This window comes from Rhizobium mesoamericanum STM3625 (genome assembly GCF_000312665.1).
GTDB lineage: Bacteria > Pseudomonadota > Alphaproteobacteria > Rhizobiales > Rhizobiaceae > Rhizobium > Rhizobium mesoamericanum.
The window spans coordinates 1,441,496-1,462,697 of the sequence record NZ_HF536772.1 but is presented as its reverse complement, the minus strand read 5'-3'; the positions used below and the strand labels follow the sequence as shown (position 1 = coordinate 1,462,697).

The 21,202-nt window shown below is 59.9% G+C and carries 17 protein-coding genes; 4 read left to right on the top strand and 13 right to left on the bottom strand.

Annotated elements, in window-relative coordinates:
• Positions 1-4: 4 nt before the first annotated feature.
• The 4 genes from BN77_RS07055 to BN77_RS07040 form a co-directional block, all read right to left on the bottom strand.
• The gene (locus BN77_RS07055; protein WP_007529951.1) at positions 5-1,069 is read right to left on the bottom strand and encodes an enoyl-CoA hydratase/isomerase family protein; all 1,065 of its coding nucleotides are present in this window, start codon (positions 1,067-1,069) and stop codon (positions 5-7) included.
• 146 nt (positions 1,070-1,215) lie between these two features.
• Positions 1,216-2,250, bottom strand: a complete 1,035-nt coding sequence (galE, locus tag BN77_RS07050; protein ID WP_040677619.1) for a UDP-glucose 4-epimerase GalE — start codon at positions 2,248-2,250, stop codon at positions 1,216-1,218.
• A 213-nt stretch (positions 2,251-2,463) separates the two neighbouring features.
• Positions 2,464-3,282, bottom strand: coding sequence for an arginase family protein (locus BN77_RS07045; protein ID WP_007529948.1), 819 nt, complete (start codon positions 3,280-3,282; stop codon positions 2,464-2,466).
• 101 nt (positions 3,283-3,383) lie between these two features.
• A complete protein-coding gene (locus BN77_RS07040; RefSeq protein WP_007529940.1) occupies positions 3,384-4,445 on the bottom strand; it encodes an alpha/beta hydrolase family protein in 1,062 nt (353 codons plus the stop codon).
• A 394-nt stretch (positions 4,446-4,839) separates the two neighbouring features.
• Between BN77_RS07040 and cax the strand changes: the two genes are divergently transcribed.
• Both cax and BN77_RS07030 read left to right on the top strand, forming a co-directional pair.
• Entirely contained in the window at positions 4,840-5,985 is a 1,146-nt protein-coding gene (cax, locus tag BN77_RS07035) for a calcium/proton exchanger (RefSeq protein ID WP_007529937.1), read from the top strand.
• Between the two features lie 116 nt (positions 5,986-6,101).
• Positions 6,102-6,449, top strand: coding sequence for a potassium channel family protein (locus tag BN77_RS07030; RefSeq protein WP_244426165.1), 348 nt, complete (start codon positions 6,102-6,104; stop codon positions 6,447-6,449).
• A gap of 88 nt (positions 6,450-6,537) precedes the next feature.
• Here BN77_RS07030 and BN77_RS07025 read toward each other — a convergent pair whose 3' ends face one another.
• From BN77_RS07025 to mscL, 4 genes are all read right to left on the bottom strand, one after another.
• Complete coding sequence (locus BN77_RS07025) at positions 6,538-7,863, bottom strand: TCR/Tet family MFS transporter (RefSeq protein WP_081593527.1); 1,326 nt, start codon at positions 7,861-7,863, stop codon at positions 6,538-6,540.
• A gap of 190 nt (positions 7,864-8,053) precedes the next feature.
• Positions 8,054-8,242: a hypothetical protein gene (locus BN77_RS31945; protein WP_244426208.1), complete on the bottom strand. Its 189-nt coding sequence runs from the start codon at positions 8,240-8,242 to the stop codon at positions 8,054-8,056.
• 482 nt (positions 8,243-8,724) lie between these two features.
• Positions 8,725-9,891 (bottom strand): pyridoxal phosphate-dependent aminotransferase, encoded by a 1,167-nt coding sequence (locus tag BN77_RS07015; RefSeq protein WP_007529928.1) that lies wholly within the window; start codon positions 9,889-9,891, stop codon positions 8,725-8,727.
• 117 nt (positions 9,892-10,008) lie between these two features.
• Positions 10,009-10,452 (bottom strand): large conductance mechanosensitive channel protein MscL, encoded by a 444-nt coding sequence (gene mscL, locus BN77_RS07010; protein WP_007529927.1) that lies wholly within the window; start codon positions 10,450-10,452, stop codon positions 10,009-10,011.
• 218 nt (positions 10,453-10,670) lie between these two features.
• Here mscL and BN77_RS07005 point away from each other — a divergent pair, with 218 nt between their 5' ends.
• Entirely contained in the window at positions 10,671-14,174 is a 3,504-nt protein-coding gene (locus tag BN77_RS07005) for a PAS domain-containing hybrid sensor histidine kinase/response regulator (protein WP_007529925.1), read from the top strand.
• Between the two features lie 67 nt (positions 14,175-14,241).
• On the opposite strand, the gene BN77_RS07000 is transcribed toward BN77_RS07005, so the two are convergent.
• Entirely contained in the window at positions 14,242-14,646 is a 405-nt protein-coding gene (locus BN77_RS07000; RefSeq protein WP_007529923.1) for a GFA family protein, read from the bottom strand.
• Positions 14,647-14,697: 51 nt separating this feature from the next.
• Here BN77_RS07000 and BN77_RS06995 point away from each other — a divergent pair, with 51 nt between their 5' ends.
• Positions 14,698-15,198, top strand: a complete 501-nt coding sequence (locus BN77_RS06995) for a MarR family winged helix-turn-helix transcriptional regulator (RefSeq protein WP_007529921.1) — start codon at positions 14,698-14,700, stop codon at positions 15,196-15,198.
• Between the two features lie 116 nt (positions 15,199-15,314).
• On the opposite strand, the gene BN77_RS06990 is transcribed toward BN77_RS06995, so the two are convergent.
• The 4 genes from BN77_RS06990 to BN77_RS06975 all read right to left on the bottom strand — a co-directional run bounded on the left by BN77_RS06990 (position 15,315) and on the right by BN77_RS06975 (position 21,141).
• Positions 15,315-15,530, bottom strand: coding sequence for a hypothetical protein (locus BN77_RS06990; protein ID WP_007529920.1), 216 nt, complete (start codon positions 15,528-15,530; stop codon positions 15,315-15,317).
• 270 nt (positions 15,531-15,800) lie between these two features.
• Entirely contained in the window at positions 15,801-19,589 is a 3,789-nt protein-coding gene (locus tag BN77_RS06985) for a peptidoglycan-binding protein (RefSeq protein ID WP_007529919.1), read from the bottom strand.
• Positions 19,590-19,916: 327 nt separating this feature from the next.
• On the bottom strand, positions 19,917-20,618 hold the full coding sequence (locus BN77_RS06980) for an SDR family NAD(P)-dependent oxidoreductase (protein WP_007529918.1): 702 nt from the start codon (positions 20,616-20,618) through the stop codon (positions 19,917-19,919).
• 64 nt (positions 20,619-20,682) lie between these two features.
• The gene (locus BN77_RS06975) at positions 20,683-21,141 is read right to left on the bottom strand and encodes an Lrp/AsnC family transcriptional regulator (RefSeq protein ID WP_007529917.1); all 459 of its coding nucleotides are present in this window, start codon (positions 21,139-21,141) and stop codon (positions 20,683-20,685) included.
• Positions 21,142-21,202: the final 61 nt, after the last annotated feature.

Sequence of the window (21,202 nt, the reverse complement as noted above, 5' to 3'; positions counted from 1 at the left end):
CGTTTCAGAGCGCGAGCGGGGGCTGCGTCGGCCGGAAGAAGGCATCGATGGCCGCCTGATCGACGGCCTCCAGCGTCGCCGGCATCCAGTGCGGATTGCGATCCTTGTCGATAATGGCGGCGCGGATACCCTCGTAGAAATCAGGGCTCTTCAATATCTGCTGGCAGGCGCCGAGTTCGCGGTTAAGGCATTCGGCAAGGTTCCTGCTTTGTCGTCCCTGGCGCAGCAGACGAAGCGCGAGCTTCAGACTGGTCGGGGAGCGCGTCTGAATTATCCGCAGCGTCTCGGCAGCAAACTCGCCCGGCTCCATTTGCAGCGCATGGATGATTTCCTCGACAGTGCCGAAGTGAAAGCAACGCTCGATCATGTCGCGGTTGCTTTTTATAACGCTCGTCCCGGGATCGCTGGAAAGGTTCTTTAGGACCGCCTCGACATCGCGCGGCCCTGCGTTTCGCGGCAGTTCCGCCAGGGTATCCGCAATATCAGGCTGCCGGAAGGACGCGATGTGGTGATCGGCCAGTCGGGCATGTATTATGTCGGCCGCCTCGATGGTCAGTCCCGTCAGCCCCATCCAGGTGCCGGCCTCGCCTGGCGCACGCGGCAGCAGCCACGTCGCCCCTACATCCGGAAAATAGCCGATCCCGGTTTCCGGCATGGCAAGCTTGGTTCGTTCGGTCACGACGCGATGGCGACCGTGCGATGACAGACCGACGCCGCCGCCCATGGTGATGCCGTCCATCAGCGCCACATACGGCTTCGAAAAGGTGGCGATGCGATGGTTCAGACGAAACTCTTCGCGCCAGAAGGTCATCGCCAGATCCGTACCCGACCGACCGCTTTCGTGTAGCGCACGGATGTCCCCACCGGCGCAGAACCCACGCTCCCCTTCCCCCGAGACGATCACTGTGGCGATGTTGGTGTCCGCCGCGAAGTCATCCATTGCCGCGGCAAAGGCGCGGATCATCTCGAGCGTCAGACTGTTCAGTGCGCGCGGTCGATTGAGGCGGATGATGCCGGCCGAGGCGCGCCGTTCGACAATCACTTCAGTGTGCTGAACCTCGTCACGCATGCTGATCTCCTCGCTGCCATGGACATCGCTTCACTGCAATCCGCGACCTCGCTTCGAAGCGAACGGCATTGCCGAGAAACCTCACCTTACCGCACTCGGCGGCATAGTCGATGGCCGCCGATGGAGGTCGAGGATCGCTTTGGGTCTCAGAACGACGCTGCAGCGAGCGCGCGGTGGAGACTCTGTAGATCGTCGGCGCTGCGATTGAGCAGGAACTCTTCCCAGTGGAGGGCGCTTTGAACGATGGTCTCCAATGAATCGTGCATCGGTTTCCAATCCAGAACGCGTTGGGCAAGCCTTGAATCCGCGACTACGCTTGCGGCGTCGCCCGGGCGTCTCGGCGCCATGTGAACCTTGAAGAAGCGCCCGTGCAGACGGGTGACCATGTTAAGAACGTCGAGCACCGAATAGCCAGTTCCGTAGCCGCAATTGGCGACCAGCGAACCGCTCCCGCGGCGCAAATGCTGCAGGGCCTTCAGGTGAGCCACGGTGAGATCGCTCACATGGATGTAGTCGCGCACGCCGGTACCATCATGGGTCGGGTAATCGATACCGTAAACGTGAACGCCGTTGCGTTTGCCAAGTGCTGCCTCGCAGGCGACCTTAATCAGATGCGTCGCGCCCGATGTCGATTGGCCGCTGCGTCCGAGCGGGTCGGCGCCGGCGACGTTGAAGTAGCGCAGCGCGACATAGTCGAAATCGTAGGCCGCCGCCGCGTCCCGCAGCATGAATTCCGTCATCAGCTTAGACTGGCCGTAGGGGTTTTCGGGATTAAGCGGCGCAGTTTCCTTCACCGGCTCGGACGTATTCTGTGGCCCGTAGACAGCAGCCGTGGAGGAAAAGACGAAGTGGCGAATGCTGGCATTGATCGCAGCGCTCAACAGCGCCCGCGTCTTGCCGGAATTGTTGTCATAGTAGGCAAGTGGATCGGCAACGGATGCGGGCACGATCGCCGAGCCGGCAAAATGAATAATTGCTTCGATGTCGTTCTCAATGAAGATCGCCTTCAGAAGCTGTGTATCGGCGACATCGCCGAGATAGAAACGCGCACGCGGAGCGACCGCCCAGCGAAAGCCGGTCGATAGATTGTCCAGGACAACGACGTCCTCGCCTGCATCCAGCAATGTCCAGACCATGTGGCTGCCGATGTAGCCCGCCCCGCCGGTGACCAAAATTGCCATGACCTGCATCTCCGCTTCATTCACGCGGGTGCATCTGGCGCGGGTTTTCCTTTCAGAATCCCCTATTGGATGCGGCTTCCAGGGCATCAGCGCAGATAAGTTTGATGGCGTGGTTAGAGGCCGATTTCGAGTTCTGCTGCAATTTTACCGATCTGCCGTTTGAGCGAGAATGTGAGTGACCGCGCAGCCGACTAATTCGGACACCGGCGCAGACTATCGCAGGGTTAGAATTGGCTTTAAAGCGTCTAGCAGGGCATTTGGAGACACAGGAGAACCGTCGGTTTCCCAAGCGCTCTGAAACTCCGCGATTTCGATGCCTATGAAATCATGCTCGGCAATTAGCTCGCAGCAGGCGCCCAGATCATCCAGCGACAGGCCGCCAGCGTGCTTATAGTCCGTCGGCACAATGCCTGGCTCCAAGACATCGCAGTCGAGATGCACATAGACGGATCGACCATTTATTGCTGTCCGAAGTTCCGTTACCAGATCAGCTTTCGGCTTGACGAGTGGGATGTCGTGCAGTGCTATTAGATCAAGTTCGAATGGATCGAGGTCGCGCTGCCCGACCAGAACGACCTGATCCAAACTCAAGCCTGCGCCAAGGCCTGAATCCCAAAGGCCAACAGGCCCTGCCAACGCCAGTCCACCGAGATAACCGGTCGGGCTCGCCTCGGGTGGATTCAGATCGCCATGTGCATCGAACCACACTATGCAGGCCGAGGGAAAATGCTTTGCGACTGCCGGAAGCGTCGCCAAAGACACGGCACACCGGCTGGTTGCGGCGATCGAAACCGCCCCCCTGGCGAATACATCGTTGAACCTAGATTGAATCGCCTTCAGCGCTGGAAGAGCCGCAACAAGTTCTACTTGCCAACCGGTATTCAGTGCGGGCTCCGGAATGCCGATCACCGTAGGCGCTATCCCCGTCCTGCTTTCCAGCTCCTCGCCAATGGCCTTCGCACCAGGCATGGCCAGATCGTTATGATCGCCCGCACGCCCTTGGAAAACAGTATACTCTGCCCGCTTCGTCAAGACTGCAACCTCCGACTGTGCACGGCGACCCTATAAGCAATCGGCAGATCGAGGAAGACCACTTTTGGCGCTTTCAAAGTGCGTCTAAAAAATCATGCCTTCTATCGGGGCGATTTAAGCTTCTGGTCGAAAGCCTCGATGGCCATAGTGACCAATTCCTGATGGATTTCGAGTCGCGATTGTCCGTTGCCGTCGGAGCAGATCGGATCGCCTATGTTTTCGGATTCAGCCATCGCGCCCGCATCGGGTTTGCACTCGCCCAGCAAGCTGTAGTGGCTTGCGTCACTGATCGTGGAATAGCTACCGTTCGGAATAGCCATTGCGATCCCCAAAGCGAGCGCAGTTAGGGGGATCGTTCCAGGTTGGCCAAGATTTACGATCTCGACGGGGATCGAAACCTTGGAGAAGGCGTCGGCCTGAAAGACATCCACCGGCGCAGGATCGATTGCCATAATAAATTCAATCCGCTTGTCCTCATTATCACGACCAGCCAATTTCATGTCCGTGGAATGAAGATCGACGCTGCTTTCCTTTACCCATTTGCAAAGCGAAGGATTAAGAGCGTCGTTGTCACAGTAGCTGGCCAGACGGGCAGGATCGATGCGACCACCAGCCAGCAACAAGGCCGTGTTTCCGCCCATGGAAAGACCAAGTACGCCAATCCTCCCGAATTTGAAGTGATTTTCAAAAAGCGGCTGCTTTTCGATTGTATCCAAAGTCGCGCTGATATCCGCTGGCCTTAGCCAGAGCTTCATCGTTTCTTCTGCTGACCTGTTAGCGCCTCCGTTCCCGAAATGAACAGGAGCTGCCACGACAAACCCCTGTTTCGCCAATGGCGTTGCAATCCAGCTCATGGCTTGCGGGGTTCCTCCCAGACCAGCGCCATGAGATAGCAAGATCAGCGGATATTTTCCGCGTGAGAGCGGAGCTTCGAGCATGGCATCCGTTCCCACGAAAAACCGATTTTCACCAAGCGTAACAGGTTTGCCTCCGGCGTCCGCCGGGTACCAAACGGTCACGGCCAGATCGCTGCCTCGTTCTTTGGAAGCCGCTGTTATCTGCCGCACGCCGACAAAGTCGCTGGCAGCCACAGAATACTGAGCCATCAGCATGAGAGAGACGGTGGCCCAAGATATCGCGGCGACTTTTATCAACTTTTTCATTGAAGTTCCTCACGGCCGTAGCCCTTGTTGGAACTTGTCGTGAAATTGGAAGGCGGTGCGTCCTAAAACGTGATTTAGGACGTCTTCGATCACGATTTAGGACGTTACGTGCTGTGATTGTGCACTGAGGTGATAGACTGGCGGATCGAAGCCTCCGTCGGGCAGACCAGGCGCGGAGACATCTCGCTGCCAGTGTGGCGTAGGTGGTCCGGGCCATTCCCGTGACACGTAGGAATTCGCGATTGAAGTTCGATTTTGTGCCGAAACCGATTCCAGACTGATTGTCGTCACCTACCCTAAAGTGGACGATCAGCCGGCTAAGAGCGCCGCGACATCAATCCTAAACGGTGGTAGGTTTCTCCAGGGGTCGCTCCGATCCGCGGAGAAAAAGGGCATGGGCAATTCTGAGGATAAGCCTTCGGCCGCGTCATCGCGCAGCGCCGGAGAAGTCGTTGCGGACGAAGTCAGACGATCCCCTGCTCTCGCGCTTATTATATTCGTGCCTGTTGTCATTCTTCTGGAACGAATCCTGCCCGATGCGCACACGCTGCTGTTCCTCGTTTCAGTGGTGGCGATTGTTCCTTTGGCCGCGCTCCTTAGCCGTGCAACCGAAGCCGTTGCCGCTAAGACCGGAGACGCTGTCGGCGGCCTGCTAAACGCCACCCTCGGGAACCTGACCGAACTTGTGATCTCGCTTGCGGCTCTTCAGGCCGGGCAACACCTCTTGGTCAAGGCATCGCTGGCAGGAGCGATCGTGACCAACACGCTCTTCATGCTCGGAGGTGCATTTTTCCTTGGAGGTCTGAAACATCACATTCAGGAATTCAATCGGGTCAATGCACGGTTTCAGGCCTGTCTTCTATTCCTTGCAACAATCGCCATTCTGGTTCCGTCGTTGATCAGTGAAGTGGATCAGCCGCCGGCGCCCAGTGTCTCCCAAGACCTCAGCCTGGGCTTGGCGGTTCTTCTCATCGTGGTCTATGCGCTCGGCATGCTGTTTTCATTGAGGACGCACCGGGAGCTTTTCGCCAGCGTCGGCCACGCGGATGAAGACGAAAAACCTTGGCCGCTCGGGCTCAGCATCATCCTATTGATCGGCGTTACGTTATTGGTCGCGATGGTGAGCGAGATCTTCGTCAGTTCGGTACAAGTCGCGGCGGAGCACCTCGGAATGACACCCGCCTTCGTCGGTTTCATCGTTGTAGCCTTGGTGGGCGCAGCTGCGGAGATGACCACCGCATTTTCGGCGGCCCGTGCAAATCGCCTCGATCTCAGTGTCGGGATCGCGCTCGGCAGTGCAGCCCAGATTGCCCTCTTTGTCGCGCCAGTCCTAGTGCTCGTCAGCTATTTTGTCGGTCCAGAACCGATGACCCTTCAGTTTTGGCGGGGGGCGGTCACGATGATGATCGTTGCCACGATAGCGGCGACCCTCTTGTCCAATGGCGGACGTGGAGCATGGTATGCCGGGGTCATGGCCCTTGCGCTCTATGCCATTTTTGCATTCACGTTGTTTGTCTTGCCTCCTGCGAACCCGACTTGATGTTTCCGCACTGAACAATCGGTCATCATCGGCGACGTGCGTCGTCCTCAGACACGCGGTTCGACAGTCCTGCAAGCGAGGCGTGACGACGCACCACACGAACTGGGAGGCGGAAGATGGCGGAAAGCACCAGGGGGCAATCAAAGCGAATGAGACGACTGTTCTTCGCTGCGCTATTCCAGCAGATTCGCATATTGTGGCCAGTCATCTCTGGGATTCTTGTCATCATGGTTGGCTTCGGCGCGGTCATCGGGCGGATGGAGGACTGGCGACTCAGTGAAACGGTGTATTTCACTTTTGTCACGGGCCTCACAATCGGCTACGGTGATCTTACTCCGAAGCATGCCTTGGCGCGGATACTGGCGCTGGTGATCGGATTTTCCGGGATCGTCCTGACTGGCCTCGTCGCGGCCGTCAGCGTGAAAGCGCTCGATGCGGCGGATCGAGAGAGCCGCACCGAGTGAATCCTATTCTGCCGATTTCATGATGTCGGCTTCCTGAGCGACTTCCGCGCTGATAAATCTTGTCGACGCGCTGTCTCGCGCAACATCTTCAGACGCCGGCAATCTCGATTGCCGAGTCTGCCGCCGGTGTCTTGATGCGCAAGCCGAGAACCGTCGGTACACTGATCGCATAAACGACGACGACAAATAGCCAGATGGCACCTGGCCATTGCTCTCTAACGACGAAGTAGAAGCTCGAGAAAGCCAGGGGCCCCACGATCGACGCCAGGCTTAAGGCCGATGCCAGTACGCCCTGGAGCTGTCCTTGCTGGCTCTCGTCGACTTGTCGGGTCGCCAGAGACTGCAAAGCCGGCACGCCAATACCGCCCAGCGCGAAAACCGGCATGATCGCGAAGATCATCCAGCTTTGGGTCGCCAAAGCCATGACGATCAGTGCAATGCAGACGCCGGCAACGCCTGTCAGAACGGCACCGCGCTCGCCGAGCAGCTTCACTGCCGGCCCCGGGAGGACCGCCTGGGCGAGTGTCTGGCAGACGCCGAAGGTGCCGAGTGAAAGGCCAATCCAAAGCCCGTTCCACTGGAATACGTCGCTGCTCCAGAGGGCCCAGCATGTACCGTAGGCCTCCCCGGTGGCGCTGAAGACGAAAAAGATGAAGATGATGGGCAGCACGTTCTTCACCGAAAACGCCCAGCGCAGCGGTCGAAGGGGATTGAGTGCGCTCAAGTCGATCTCCTCGCGGGCAGGAGTGCGTGACTCTGGCAGCACCAAGAACGCCAGCAGGAGATTGCAGGCGTTCAACATCGCCGCCGCGATGAACGGCAGTCGTAGCCAATGATCGCCAAGGGAGCCGCCGAGGATAGGTCCGATGATGAAGCCGATACCGAACATGGCGTTAAACAAGCCGAAGCGACGGGCGCGCACGTGCTCAGGAGAAATGTCGGTGATGTAGGCGGTAGCCACGGACATGTTAGCGCTTGTCAGGCCCGCGATCGCGCGGCCGAGCAGCAACATCCCGAGATTGGACGCAACCGCCAGGAACGAGTAGTTGACGGCTGCGCCAGCCAGGGAAATCAAAAGCACCGGTCGACGGCCAAGCCTATCGCTAAGGGCACCAAGCACCGGCGCAAAAATGAACTGCATGACCGCGTAGAGAGCGGTCATTGTGCCAATGTAGGGCGCCACGTCCTTGGAATGGGTGACTTCCTGCAGCAACGAGGGCAAGATTGGAAAGATGAGGCCGATGCCAACGGCATCGAGAACAATGGCAGTAAAGATGACAATGAGTGGTCTGTTCATGGGCGTGTTCCGATCGACGCAAGCGCGCAGCGTCGCCGCGAAGGCGCCCGAGGCTTGCGGTGGTTGGGCCTGACGCGATGTCAGGCATTGCTGTTTGGAAAACGCTGGCCGAACCATGCTTCAAAAGCGTATGGCTGGCGTGTACTCGGCCACCTGGACGACTATTCGTCCACCTGTTTACTCCGCCGTCGACGGATCAAGGGAAGCGGCCGCTTTGCGCGATAATCGCCAATTATACCCGATGATCGCAGACGACAAGTCACTTTTTGCCCGTGTCAAACAAACCGGTGGCGGGTCTCTGATGCTTTCAGCGCCGTCGAAGAAATTCCGTAAGGTCTTCCCACAGGATCACAAGCCCAATGATAAGCACCCCACCGGGAACGAGATAATACAGGGTTCTAACAGGATAGACGGTGAAGAACAGCAGGTACAGAAGGCCGTAGATTCCAGCAACCACCAGCACCGTGCCCAAAACGAGGGAAATTATCTTCCTCACCAAGACGCAGCCCCTTCATTAAACCTCTAAGGGAATTGCTACACAAACATGCCTAAGCTGTATAGCTGGCGCGCGGATCGAAACGTGAACTGACTGTGATTGAGAACGCATCGACAGGGAAATTCCAACGCTGGATGCAGTCCTTTTGACCGAACCTTTAACGGGACCAGTGGCCGCAGCGGAGCCCCTAAGCCCTTCCTTGGCGGCCACCGAAGATCATCGGAGAGCGCTCGTTAGCAATGATGACAGACAAGCTTGATTTGCTGGACGATGCATCCTCACAGATGCCGACGTCGGCAATCGCCCGCTTTTTCATTGGTAATTCGCCCTGCCTCGGCGTCTTGCCACAAGTTGACTACCTCTATGTCGCGGGAGGCCACCCAGTCGATGGACACAGGGCTGAGCGCATATCTCGTCCTCATTGGCGCCCGAGCTTGGCAACGTAGTGAAGACGTTGTCTTTATCGGCTTGAGTTCGCTGCTTTAGAGCTTCAGAATGTAATCACACAACCTGTCCGCCGCCATCCGGATTTGGACCGGATCCCGCAGGAAGCAGGCGCGCAGGAAGAGCTCGCCGCCCGAGCCGAAGGCCGCGCCCGGCGCCAATCCCACACCTGTCTTGTCGACGATGTCGATGGCTGCCTTGCGGCTGTCGGCCACCCCGTCGATCTTCAGAAAGGCGTAGAGCGCGCCATCCGGCTTCAACGTTTCGACGCGGTTCGTCGCAATCAGCGCCTCGCAAAGAATGTCGCGGGAATGCCTGGCCTTTTCGATGTTGGCCTTCACGAATGCGTCGCCATCATTTAAGGCGACGACTGCCCCCCGCTGGATGAACTGCGCCACGCCCGAGGTCGAATACTGGATGAGGTTCTCGAGCACCTGGCCGGTATGCGGCGGGGCAACGATCCAGCCGACGCGCCAGCCGGTCATCGACCAGTTTTTCGAGAAGGAGTTGACGAACATGATCTTGTCGTCCAGCTCCATAATGTCAAGGAAGGACGGCGCGCGGCCGCCGGCAAAGTAGTAGCGCGCGTAGATCTCGTCAGCCATGATCCAGAGGTCATGCTTGCGGGCGAGCGCGAGGATGGCTGTCAGATCGTCCCTGGTTGCTGTCCAGCCGGTCGGGTTGGACGGCGTGTTGATGAACAGCCCCTTCGTCCTCGGTGTGATTGCTGCCGCGATACGGTCGAGATCGACCGCCCACCTGCCGCGCTCGAAAGTCAGCTGCACGCCGACCGAACGGGCTCCGGCAATTTCCAGGGCGGCCGCAATGTTCGGCCATGCGGGCGTGAGATAGACCAGTTCGTCACCTGGCGAAGTCAATGCCTGCACGGCGATCTGGATCGCTTGCATGCCGGAACCGGTGACGTAAAAATGCTCGGCCGACAAGGACACGTCGAAATGTCTGGCGTAGTAGTCCGAGAGCGCCTGTCGCAGCTCAGGAATGCCGCGCTGATAGGTATAGAAGGTCTCGCCGCCTGCAAGGGCCTCAATCGCTGCCTTGTTGATAAACTCCGGCGTCGGCAGATCACCCTCACCGACCCAAAGTGGCAGAAGGCCATCGCGGCCACGAGCATAGTTGACGACTTCGACGATCCCGCTTTCGGGCGCCCGGATGGCGCGCGGGCTAAGGCTGCTGACAATCGACATGCATCACTCCGGTTTTCACCTACATAATGCAAATGCGGCGGCAAATCCCATGACAATCGGTGATGCGATATCGATTTTCGTGATGATTGGTCCCGCTGCAATAGCAGGACCAAATTCCTAAACTCCCGCGGGGCGCTTTGCCAACAGGTCGCGGATTTCCGTCAGCAGCGCCACATCGGCCGGCGGCGCAGCAGGCTCTTCCTTGGCCTTGAGCTTCAGCTGCTTGTCCACCTGCTTCTGCAGCGCATTCACGCCCTTGACCATCAGGAAGATAATCCAGGCAAGGATAAGGAAGTTGATCAGGACCGTGATGAAGCTGCCATAGGCAAGAACCGCGCCCTGCTGGCGAGCGGCGCCCAGGGTCTGCGCGTTGACGTTGGAAGACAGACCGATGAAGTAGTTGGAAAAGTCGAAGCCACCAAAGACGGCACCGACAATCGGCATGATGACATCGTCCGTCAGCGACTTCACGATGCCGCCAAAGGCACCGCCGATGATAACGCCGACAGCAAGGTCCATGACATTGCCGCGGGCGATAAATGCTTTAAACTCATTAAGCATCCGATCCGTCTCCCTCTGATGCCGTCGCACTGACAGGTCATTGTTTTCATTAGCTACATCTTCGATGCGATTATTCAATCGCCAATTACAAATTATTGGATGCGGCCCGTGCGTCTTTGACTTAAGACCTATACGCCCCTGATGTTCAAGTGCCTGAAATTCCAGTAACCTCAAATGGTTCGGGAGAACCGGTGCTTGGTTGCATCGGTGGAGGTTCGATGCTGTCAGACTGGGTCATAGTTGCGTCCGCTTTCGGCTACATGCTTCTGCTTTTCGCAGTGGCGAGCCATGGCGACCGCAGGCGTCGGATGTTTGGAACGCCCGCCGGCGGTCGGCCGGCCGTCTATGCACTCAGCCTCGCAATCTACTGCACATCCTGGACGTATTTCGGCAGTGTAGGGTTGGCATCGCAGCGCGGACTGGAATTCCTCGGCATTTATATCGGCCCGATCCTCGTCTTCACGCTGGGCATGCCCGTGCTGCGACGGATTACCGAGCTTGCCAAAGCTGAGAAACTGACGTCGGTCGCCGATTTCATTTCCGCGCGGTACGGCAAGAATCCCGCGGTCGCGACCATTGTGGCGCTGATTTCTCTCGTTGGCGCCATCCCCTATATCGCGCTGCAGCTGAAATCGGTGTCGAGCACCATGACGGCGATGCTCAACCCGTCGGACTATGGCATTGGCAGCGGCAATCTCTACTTTCTTGACTTGCCGCTGCTCGTAACGCTGGTGCTCGCCTGCTTCGCCATCATGTTCGGCACGCGCCACACGGACGCGACCGAACATCAGGACGGACTGATCCTCGCCATTGCCATGGAGTCCGTCGTCAAGCTTTTCGCCTTCCTGACGGCCGGCGTCTGCGTGATCTGGTTCCTGTTCGATGGTCCCTCCGATCTTTGGGAGAAGGCGACTGAAAACCACCTCGTTCTCTCGGCGCTGCACTACCAGACACCGATCAGCCGCTGGATTACGCTGGTATTGCTGTCGGCCTTCGCCATCATCATGCTGCCGCGACAATTCCACGTCACCGTAGTCGAGAACAGAACCGCTCGGGAGCTTCGGCTCGCCGGTTTCCTATTTCCGCTCTATCTCATCGTCATCAATCTCTTCGTGCTTCCGGTGGCGATCGGCGGCCTGCTGACATTCGGCGGCAACGGCAATGCCGACCTCTATGTTCTCTCCCTGCCGCTTGCCGGAAAAATGCCCGTCGTCTCGCTGATCACCTTCATCGGCGGCTTTTCGGCGGCGACCGCCATGGTCATCGTCGCTTCGGTCGCCCTGTCGATCATGGTATCGAACGACATCATCATGCCGATCTTCCTGCACCGGAAGCTGACTGACCGCACCGGACAGCGCAGCGACTTCTCAAAGACGCTGCTCAACGTAAGGCGTAGCGCGATATTCGTAGTCCTGCTGCTCGGCTATCTCTATTACCGCTCGACCGACAGCACGACGGGGCTGGCCTCAATCGGCTTGCTGTCCTTCGCGGCAATCGCGCAGATGGCTCCTGCCCTGTTCGGCGGCCTGATTTGGCGGCGGGCTAACGCGCGGGGCGCCATCCTTGGGCTGACGTCGGGCTTTGTGATCTGGGTTTACCTGTTGTTCCTGCCCTCGCTTGGGGGTCCGGACTATTCAGGCGTTGCAAGTGTGGTTCTCGGCTTCATCTTTCCCGGCACGACGATCTTCACGGGAAACGCTGCCGATCCGCTGGTCAACGCGACGGTGATGAGTCTGCTTGTCAACACGGTCTTCTTCGTCATCGGTTCGGCAACCCGCAATGCCCGGCCGCTCGAACGCGTTCAGGCTGGCATCTTCGTCAAACGGCAATCCCGGTCGCAGTTTGCCACGCGTGGCTGGAAGACCCGCATCAGCGTCGGCGATTTGAAGGCGACGGTCTTCCGCTACCTTGGCGAAGAGCGCATGGAGCGCTCGTTCCAGACCTATCAGCAGAACTCGGGCCGCAAGTTGGAAGACGACCAGCCGGCCGACATGGCGCTCATCCACTTTACCGAGCAGCTGCTGGGCAGCGCCATCGGATCCTCATCTGCCCGGCTCGTGCTGTCGCTAATCCTTCAGAAGGTAGAAGATGCCTCCGCCGATACCGCCTGGCTCCTAGACCAGGCAAGTGAGGCGCTGCAGTATAACCAGGACATGCTGCAGACCGCGCTTTCACAGATGGACCAGGGCATCGCGGTATTCGACAGCGCGAACAATCTGACGATCTGGAACCGCCGCTTCCGGCAATTGCTTGAGCTGCCGGAAAATACCGGACAGGTGGGCTTCCCGCTGGCCGATATTGTCGTGATCCTCAGCCAGCGCGGCGATATCGCGGCCGGCGACGTCAATCAGACCGTCCGGCATTTCCTGACGCTGGACAAACCCTTCGCGCTGGTGCTCGGCGGCGGAGAGCGCATCATCGAAGTGCGCTCCAACGCCATGCCGGACAAGGGCATCGTTGCGACCTTCACCGATATCACGCAACGCGTCGCCGCCGACCGGGCACTCAAGCAGGCCAACGAAACGCTGGAACAGCGCGTCGCTGAGCGCACAGCCGAACTGACCCGCGTCAATCGGGAGCTCGGTGAGGCAAGAGCCGCGGCGGATGAAGCCAATCTCGGCAAGACGCGCTTCTTCGCGGCCGCCGGCCATGACATCCTGCAGCCGCTCAATGCGGCGCGGCTCTATTCCTCGGCGCTAGTCGAGCGCATGGGCCACTCCGAAAGCAGTGCCATCGTTCGCAACATCGATTCCGCACTGGAATCTGTCGAAACCATCCTCGGCGCGGTGCTCGACATTTCGCGGCTCGATACGGGGGCGATGCGGCCGCGCCTCGCCTCGGTGCCGCTTTCCGATCTGCTGGAACGAATCCAGACCGATTTCGCACCGATCGCCCGCGAGAAGAAGTTGAAGCTGGTGGTGATGCCGACCTCGCTACGGGTTCGCTCCGACCCCAACCTGCTTCGCCGCCTCGTGCAAAATCTCGTCTCCAACGCGATCAAATACACGATCGACGGCAAGGTACTTGTCGGCGCGCGCCGGCGCGGACACCAGGTCGTCATTCAGGTTATGGATTCGGGGATAGGCATTCCGCCGTCGAAGTTCCGGACCGTCTTCAAGGAATTCGCGAGGCTCGACGAAGGCGCCAAAACGGCCACCGGACTGGGCCTCGGCCTCTCGATCGTCGATCGTATCGCGCGCGTCCTCAACCATCCGGTGGAACTGCACTCGACACATGGCAAGGGCACGGATTTCCGTATCGTGATGCCGCGCGACGCGTCGAGGCTCCCCGAGCGTGTCGGCGCTGCCCAGCCGGCGGAGCATTCCGCGCAGAGCCTTAAGGGACTAAAGGTCCTCTGCATCGACAACGAGCCACATATATTGGAAGGTATGCAGCTCCTGATCAGCGGATGGGGCTGCGAGGTTCGATGCCTGAGCTCACTGGCCGATATCGCCGCACTCGATGCGCACGTGGCGTCGCCTGACCTTGTCATCGCCGACTATCACCTGGGCGACGGCACCGGCGTGTCCGCGATCCTGACGCTCAGGGAGCGCTTCATGGCGTTCATTCCAGCGCTGATCGTCACCGCTGACCGCACTCCGGAGGTCCGCAGCGAGGTCGAGCGGCACGGCATTGGCCTCCAGCACAAACCGGTCCGGCCGGCAGCGCTAAGGGCTTACGTCACGCAGATCTCCGCTCAGAAGCGTGCTGCGGCGGAGTGACGTTCTCGTCCGGTCATGCCCGGACTTTCAGGTCACCGAACGCAACGGGGCTGCGAGGTCGCCTTAGTCAAAGGTAGCTCGTCACTGCGGGTTCGTTCCACCAATTGTCATGAAGCCCGTCCATATAGCGAACCGGCAGAGAGGCCAGCTCTTCGGGAGATATGCCATCAAGGCAGGCGATGTTGATCGACACATAGTCTCCGCCAATTTCCGGAATATGACCATGGCCATAGGCATGAAGGCCGCATGTCGGACAAAAGCGGTGATGGCCACTCATCGTTGCGAACTGATAGTCAGCGGCGGCCGTCTCCTCGCACAGAAGACGGAAATCCTCAGGCTTCACGACCGCCCCCCAATAGCGCCGCTTGCCGCAGACGGTGCAATTGCAGCGGCCGGTACCGGCCTGGAGATCAGCATCGACCTCGTAGCGGATTTTGCCGCAATGGCAGCTGCCGGTGTAGGTTTTCTTCATGATTCCTCCTCCGCCCTTTGCAACGGTCAATCCCTATGACAATATGTTGTCATGACCGTTGACATACCAACACGACAACATGTTGTCAAACATAATCGCCCGAGGCGAACCGCCGAAGGCGATGCCTTCTCGCTGTTCACCATCACCGCTTTGCGGCTCGCAGGCCGGTTGACCGCCGCCGGCGACGAGTTGGCGAAGGCCGCCGGGCAGACGAGCGCCCGCTGGCAGGTGCTGGCCGGTGCGCGAAGTGGCGCTCATTCCGTCGCACAGATTGCACGCCTGCTCGGGGTCGCCCGACAGGGCGTGCAACGGCTGGCGGATGCACTCGAAGGCGACGGGCTGATCACGTACGTCGACAACCCGCTGCATCAGCGCGCCAAACTGGTAAAATTGACGGAGGAAGGCGAATCCCGCCTCGCCTTGATCGAGACAGCACAGGCGGAGTGGGCCGACAGACTAGGGCAGTCTTTTGCCACCGCCGAGATGGAGGCAGCCCTGGCCGTCATGACCCGTCTGATCGAAACTCTCGATACGGAAATCGACCAGGCATAGGCCCGCTATAGCGGCCAATCGACCTGAAGCAATTGGCTTATGGATATCTGCTAAAAGGACGCGAGCAGTCGTGGGTATCCCAAGTGGGAGGCTTTCATACATAGAGCAACGCAGTATCAGGTCCCCTGGGCGGCCTGCGACCCCTTGGAACTGACATTGGCCGCATGTGCCTCGAGGATCGCAGCGGCTATGACCTTCTGAAGCTCGTAAACCAGCGCACGCGAGCGCTTGCGATCCAGATCCTGCGCCGCCCTCGCAAGATTCAACCCTTCATTCAGGACGATGTGGTGAGCTCGCGTTAGCGCCCAGCTTTCGATATCAAGACTTATCATTCGGAATCTCCGCCAAATCATTCAGCATCAACGACATTCACCGAATCACGATACGCAGAGCACTTACACAGAAAGAAGAATCATAGTTGCAATGTTTTGCAAATAACATTTTCCGAAGAACTCGCGCTTAGTGCGAAATTTCTCCATGAGCTGCGATAACGAACTACATCCAGCTCTGCTGATAGATAATCGGCGAAGCTTGCGCGGAACTGCCCACCGTTGGCGCTTTTTGTTCAATCTCTGATACGCGGAGAGCGCAGGGCGGCGCAATCAGACCTTGGTGGCCGGACCCTTATTACGCTCCAACAGCGCCTTCACCGTGACGTCATTGATCTTGCCGCTCGGTTCCTGCCCGATCGACTTCTGGAAGTTCTTGATCGCCGCAACGGTCTTCGCGCCCATCTCGCCATCCGGCCGGCCGGCGTCGAAGCCGTTGTTGTTGAGAATAGCCTGGATGTTGCGGATCGCCCGTTTCATGTCGACGGTCGAGGTTTTGGTGGCACTGCCGGCCCATTCATCGGGAACGTCGACGCTGTTTGTCTTGCTGTCGAGCGGTGCGGCCTTCCAGAGGTCGGCCTTGGCACGCGCCTTTTCGAGCTGGTCCGGCTTCATCGCGTTGGCAACTTCGTCGCGCTTCTGTGCCGCGTCCTTGTCACCGCCCTTGGCGGCGATCGCGAACCACTTATAGGACTCGGTCAGATCCTGTACGACCCCATTGCCGCGTGCGCAGAGGATCGCGAGATTAAACTGGCTGTCGGTGACGCCGAGGTCGGCCGCCTTGACGAACCAGTTCGCTGCCGCCTTGTAGTCTTGCTGGCCAAGCGCGCCTGATGCGTAGAGCACGGCGAGGTTATGCATCGCACTGGCATTGCCCTGGTTGGCAGCCTGTTCGTAATAGTGCTTCGCCTTGGCGATATCGCGATCGACACCCGTGCCCTTCTCGTAGACGTTGCCAAGACGGTATTCGGCCGGCGCGAAGCCCTTGTTCGCAGCGAGCTGGTACCAATTTGCTGCTTCCTTCGCATCGACTGCGACGCCGGCCCGGCCCTCGCTATAGCGTGCACCAATTTCGAAGAGCGCCAGCGGATCGCCGCTCCTGGCGGCATCGGCGAGCGACTTCGGTTGCACCGTCTCCGGGACGGCAATGCTTGCCGTTTCCGCGGTCGGTGTGGTGGCCACTCCAGCAGCAGCCGGCGCGGCATCCTTGGAAACGAAACCGGAGGCGTCCTGAGGAGCGCCGGAAGGCGCAAGCGGCGCGGCGGCATCACCGTTCAGCGGCGCGGTTGCGGTCAGATGGTCGGATGCTGCAGGCGCCGGTGCGGGATCGTTGCTCGCAAGCGGCGCAACCGTCGGTGCTGCAGCCGGGATCTCCGGAGCGATTGCAGCGACTTGGTCCGGCGTGGTTTCGCTGTCTGACGGTAGCGTATTGCTCGACGAATCCGTCAGCACTGCAACTTCGGCGGACGGTGCCGGCTGGCCGCTCGTCAGTGTGCGGGCCAACGGAAAGGCCATGATCGCCAACAGCACGGCGCCGACAGCGAGCAAGATCGGACGGCGGAAGCGCGAGAAGGCGCTCCCCTTCGTTGCGTCCTCGGCGTTTGCCTTCTTATTAGCTTTGCCGGACTGCGATTTGGGGTCGGGCTCGGTCTCCATGGCCGCCGCCTGCGCGGCGCGACGGGCGGCGGCAATATAATCGGCGCGCTCGTTTTCCGGTACCGGCTTGGCGTTCGTCCGTGCGGCGTTCTGGCTGGCGCGGACACGCTCCAGGATTTTCTTGACATCCGGCGCGCCCGAGCCCGGCTCCAGCGGCTCGTTGGCGGCTTCCGGCGGCATCACATCGACGGGATCGATGGAGGGAGCCGGATCGATAAGTGTGCGTTCAGCGGTAACGGTTTCAGCCTTCGGTCTCTTGCTCGGCAGCAGTCGCTTGCCGAGGCTGGTGAGCAGGCTGCCCTTTAAGGGTGCGGCAGAAGAAGATGCCGGCTTGGTTGCGGCCTCGATGGCAATCGCACTGGTGTCGGTCGCTGCCCTCACAGGTACGGCCGGCGCGTCTTTGGCTGGTTCGGACTGCCGGCTCGCCGGGGCGCGGGTTCCAAACACCGCTGGCTTCTGCGCCTCCTCGGCGCCCGCCTGTATCATCGAGTAGGTATCGACCTCGAAATCGGCAGCGGCGACAGGCATTCTCGGCGCTGGCCTTGCAGCGGCGCGGTCTTCCATTGTGTCCAATCGCTCGGCAATCTGAACCAGCGTATCGTGCAGTGCCTGGAAGGTCTTATGCGTGCGCTCCTCGCTGCTGCGGCTGAGGTCCTCGAGCTGGCGCAGGTCTTCGGCAAGCGCCGTGAGCGCCGACATGTCGGCTGCAGCCGGCGCGCCGCCCTGGAGGGCGCCGCTTCTCGCATAGGCCTCGACCACTGCTTCCGCCGCCTGGCGGGCGGCTTCGATGATATATTCATCGCTGGTCGCCATGTAGTCCTCGATCGCACCCATACGGCGGTCGAAATCCAGCGGCAGCTCTGCCACGGGCCGCGGCTCGCTCATTAGGGCCGAAAGGTTGGCGATCTGGTCTTCGAGGTTCTTTAGCGCATAGGAATCGGCCGCCGGCGCGGCGGTGCTTTCTTCAAGGCGTGCGGCGATATCGCCGAGCCGGCTTTCAATGCGACGGATGGCGCTATCGTCCGAGGGAGCGGCGATCGGCTGAAGCTGCTGGAAATCCAATTCGTCGATGCGGCGTGCCAGATAGTCCAGGCGCTGCGCCAGCGCATCGTTGACCGAGCCGACCTCAAGCGCCTCGATCTTGCGCGAGATGTCGGCGAGTGCGCCGGTAAGTTCCGGCTGCGGCGCGGCCTTATGGCCTCGCTCGAGCAGGTAGGACAGATGCTCCAGGCGTTCGTCGAGGCGCGAGGCGGCCTCAGCGTTGGCAAGTTCCTCGACGCGCAGCGTCAGCGTTTCGAGCCGATCGGTCAGGACGTCGCTCGGGGCTACGCGGCTCGCGACGCTGTGGCCCATCAGATCGATCTGCTCGGCCAATGTATTCAGGCGGCCTTCTAGGCGATGCATCATGGCGGGGTCGCCGCCGGTGGTGGCGCGGCCGGTTGCCGCAATGGCGCGGCTGATTTCGTCGAGCCGACGATCGACCGCCGCAAACTGCTCGGCCATTGCCCGGTCATGCGGCTGGATCATGGTGCCGAACTGCTCCATCGCTGTTGCTATGGAGAGAAGCTTGTCTTCCAGAGCACGCACGGCCGGGCTTTCGCCCATGCCGCCGATATGGCGCTTAATGTCGTCGAGCCGGTATGCAAGCGCCACCAGCTCTTCCTGCAGGCCCGCCGTGTCGAGCGCATGCAGCTGGCTCTCGAAGCCGTCCCAGCGTGTCTCCATATGGCGGATTGAATCTTCGCGCGCCAGCCCATCCATCAGCGAGCGCAGCTCTTCGAACTCGCCTCGCAACCCTTGCACGTCGGCCGCATTTGAGCGGCCGGCAAGCTGGTCGATGCTGCTGGCGAGACGGCCCATATCGGCGCGCATGTCATCGGCGAAGCGGCGGTCTTCGGCACCGACCTTGATGCTGCGGATCTCCTCCCGCAGCGCATTCATCTCGCGCGTCACGCCATCGGAGATGTCGCGCTTCAGGTCCTGGCGAAGACTGACGAGCGCCTGGGCAATCTCGGTCATGGTGTCTTCCGCGCGATGGGCCGGCTGAGCCATGGTTGGTTGTGGTGCGGTCGGACGGGGCGCGCGTTCGGCAACCGGCAGCGGCGTGCGCGACGGAGCCGGCTGCTCGCGCTCCGCCGGGCGCTCCCGGCTTGCTTCCAGAATGCGCTGGCGCTGGCGGATTTCTGCGAAAGGATCGCGCCGGGTTTCAGCGGCGTGAGGTGCGCGAGCGACATAAGGATCGGTATAGACCTCGCGCTCCGGCGCCGCGGCGCGCTGGCGCTGGTCGCGAGCGCTCGCGCCCATCAAACCCTCGATCCTCGCTTCCAGACCTTCGATGGTGCGGTTCAGCGCATCGAGCGACGCCCTGTCGGAATGCCGTGGGGAATTTGATCGCGATCCGTTCATCTTCTTGCTCGCTTCATCTGTCCGAACCCTCGTCAGGGCCGATCATTGGCTTCCGTCAGCGCCGCATCGAGATGCGGACGTGAGCACCGTTCATGAAGAGATAATCAACCAGACTTCCTCAACCTGTGCGGCGTAGCGCATTCCATGAACGCGAGACTAAAAAAGGAACGCAAGTCGCCAATGCTCAGACAGCACCTTTCACGAAACGTGGTAAAGAACCCGTTAATCGGCGTGAGATTTTTTTAACTTTTCAGTATTCTCAGTCGTTTTCCGTGCCGAAACGGGGCCGCAAGCGCTACGCTAGCACCCGGCCATGTTAGGCGAATATCAGAAAGATTCCGTCCACGGCCGCATCTCGATTTCCTGCGACCAAGCGCTCCGGTGTTGCAGGAGCACATTGATATAGGTCCGCGCGATGGCGCCAGGATCCAGCGTCGCATCCGGCTTGGCCGGGTCTTCCCGGCGCATCTGCGAACGGATTCCACCGTCGATGATGAAATGGGCGACGTGAATTCCCTTTGGCCCAAGTTCCCGGGCAGCGCTCTGGGCAAGGCCGCGAAGTGCAAACTTGCCCATAGCGAACGCTGCTGACTCGGCATATCCCTTGATGCTCGCCGTCGCCCCGGTAAACAGGATCGCGCCGCGCCCATGGGCAAGCATGCGCCTTGCGGCCTGCTGGCTGACTAGGAAGCCACCATAGGCGCTTATGGCAATTGCCTGTTCGACGGCGGCTGGATCGAGTTCTGCCAAAGCACCGCGCAAGCGGCCACTGGCGTTATAGATGACGACCTCAGGAGCGCCGATCGCAGCCGCGACGTCGTCAAAGAGTGCAGCGACGGAAGCAGGTTGCGCGGCATCCGCGGCAAAGGTCAAGGCGCCGGTTTCGCCGGCGAGTTTGTTCAGCTTGTCGGTGTTGCGCGCCGCCAAAGCGACCTTGACACCGCATTCCGCCAACTGACGCGCAAGCGAGGCGCTGAGCCCCGGGCCTGCGCCGACGATGAGGGCGGAACTGTAGGGAAACTCTGTCATGGCTGTCCTCCGGTCGCTGCGCCTGGGAGATCTGCGGTTCAAGCATCAAGCTCGCCTGCAGATGTTATACCCGTCGCGCCTTGATCGTACTCATCACGAAGCTGGTCTCAATGGTATCGACGCATTTCAGGCGGGCGATCTTTTCCTTGATGAAGCGCTCGTAGTCTTCGAGACCCGAGCTCATCACCTTCAGTACATAGTCGCGCGAGCCGGTCACCAGATGGCATTCGAGCACTTCGTCCCACTCGCGCACGGCGCTCTCGAACATCTCGATCTCGTCCTCGTGCTGGCGGCTGAGGCGAATGGAGGCCAGCGCCGTCATCGTCCAGCCGTCGACGGCCGGATCGACGAGCGTGGTGTAGCCCGTGATAATTTTCGCATCCTCAAGCCGGCGGAGGCGACGCAGACAGGCCGACGCGGAAAGCCCGACGCGTTCCGCAAGCTCGTTGTTCGGAAGGCGGGCATCGCTCATCAGTTCTTTGAGGATCTTCCGGTCCATGTCGTCAGCAATTTTCTGCGTCACAATCAGCGATTCTCCGCATCAAGTTGCTCAAAAGAACATGGTGACGCGGCAAATAGCAAGA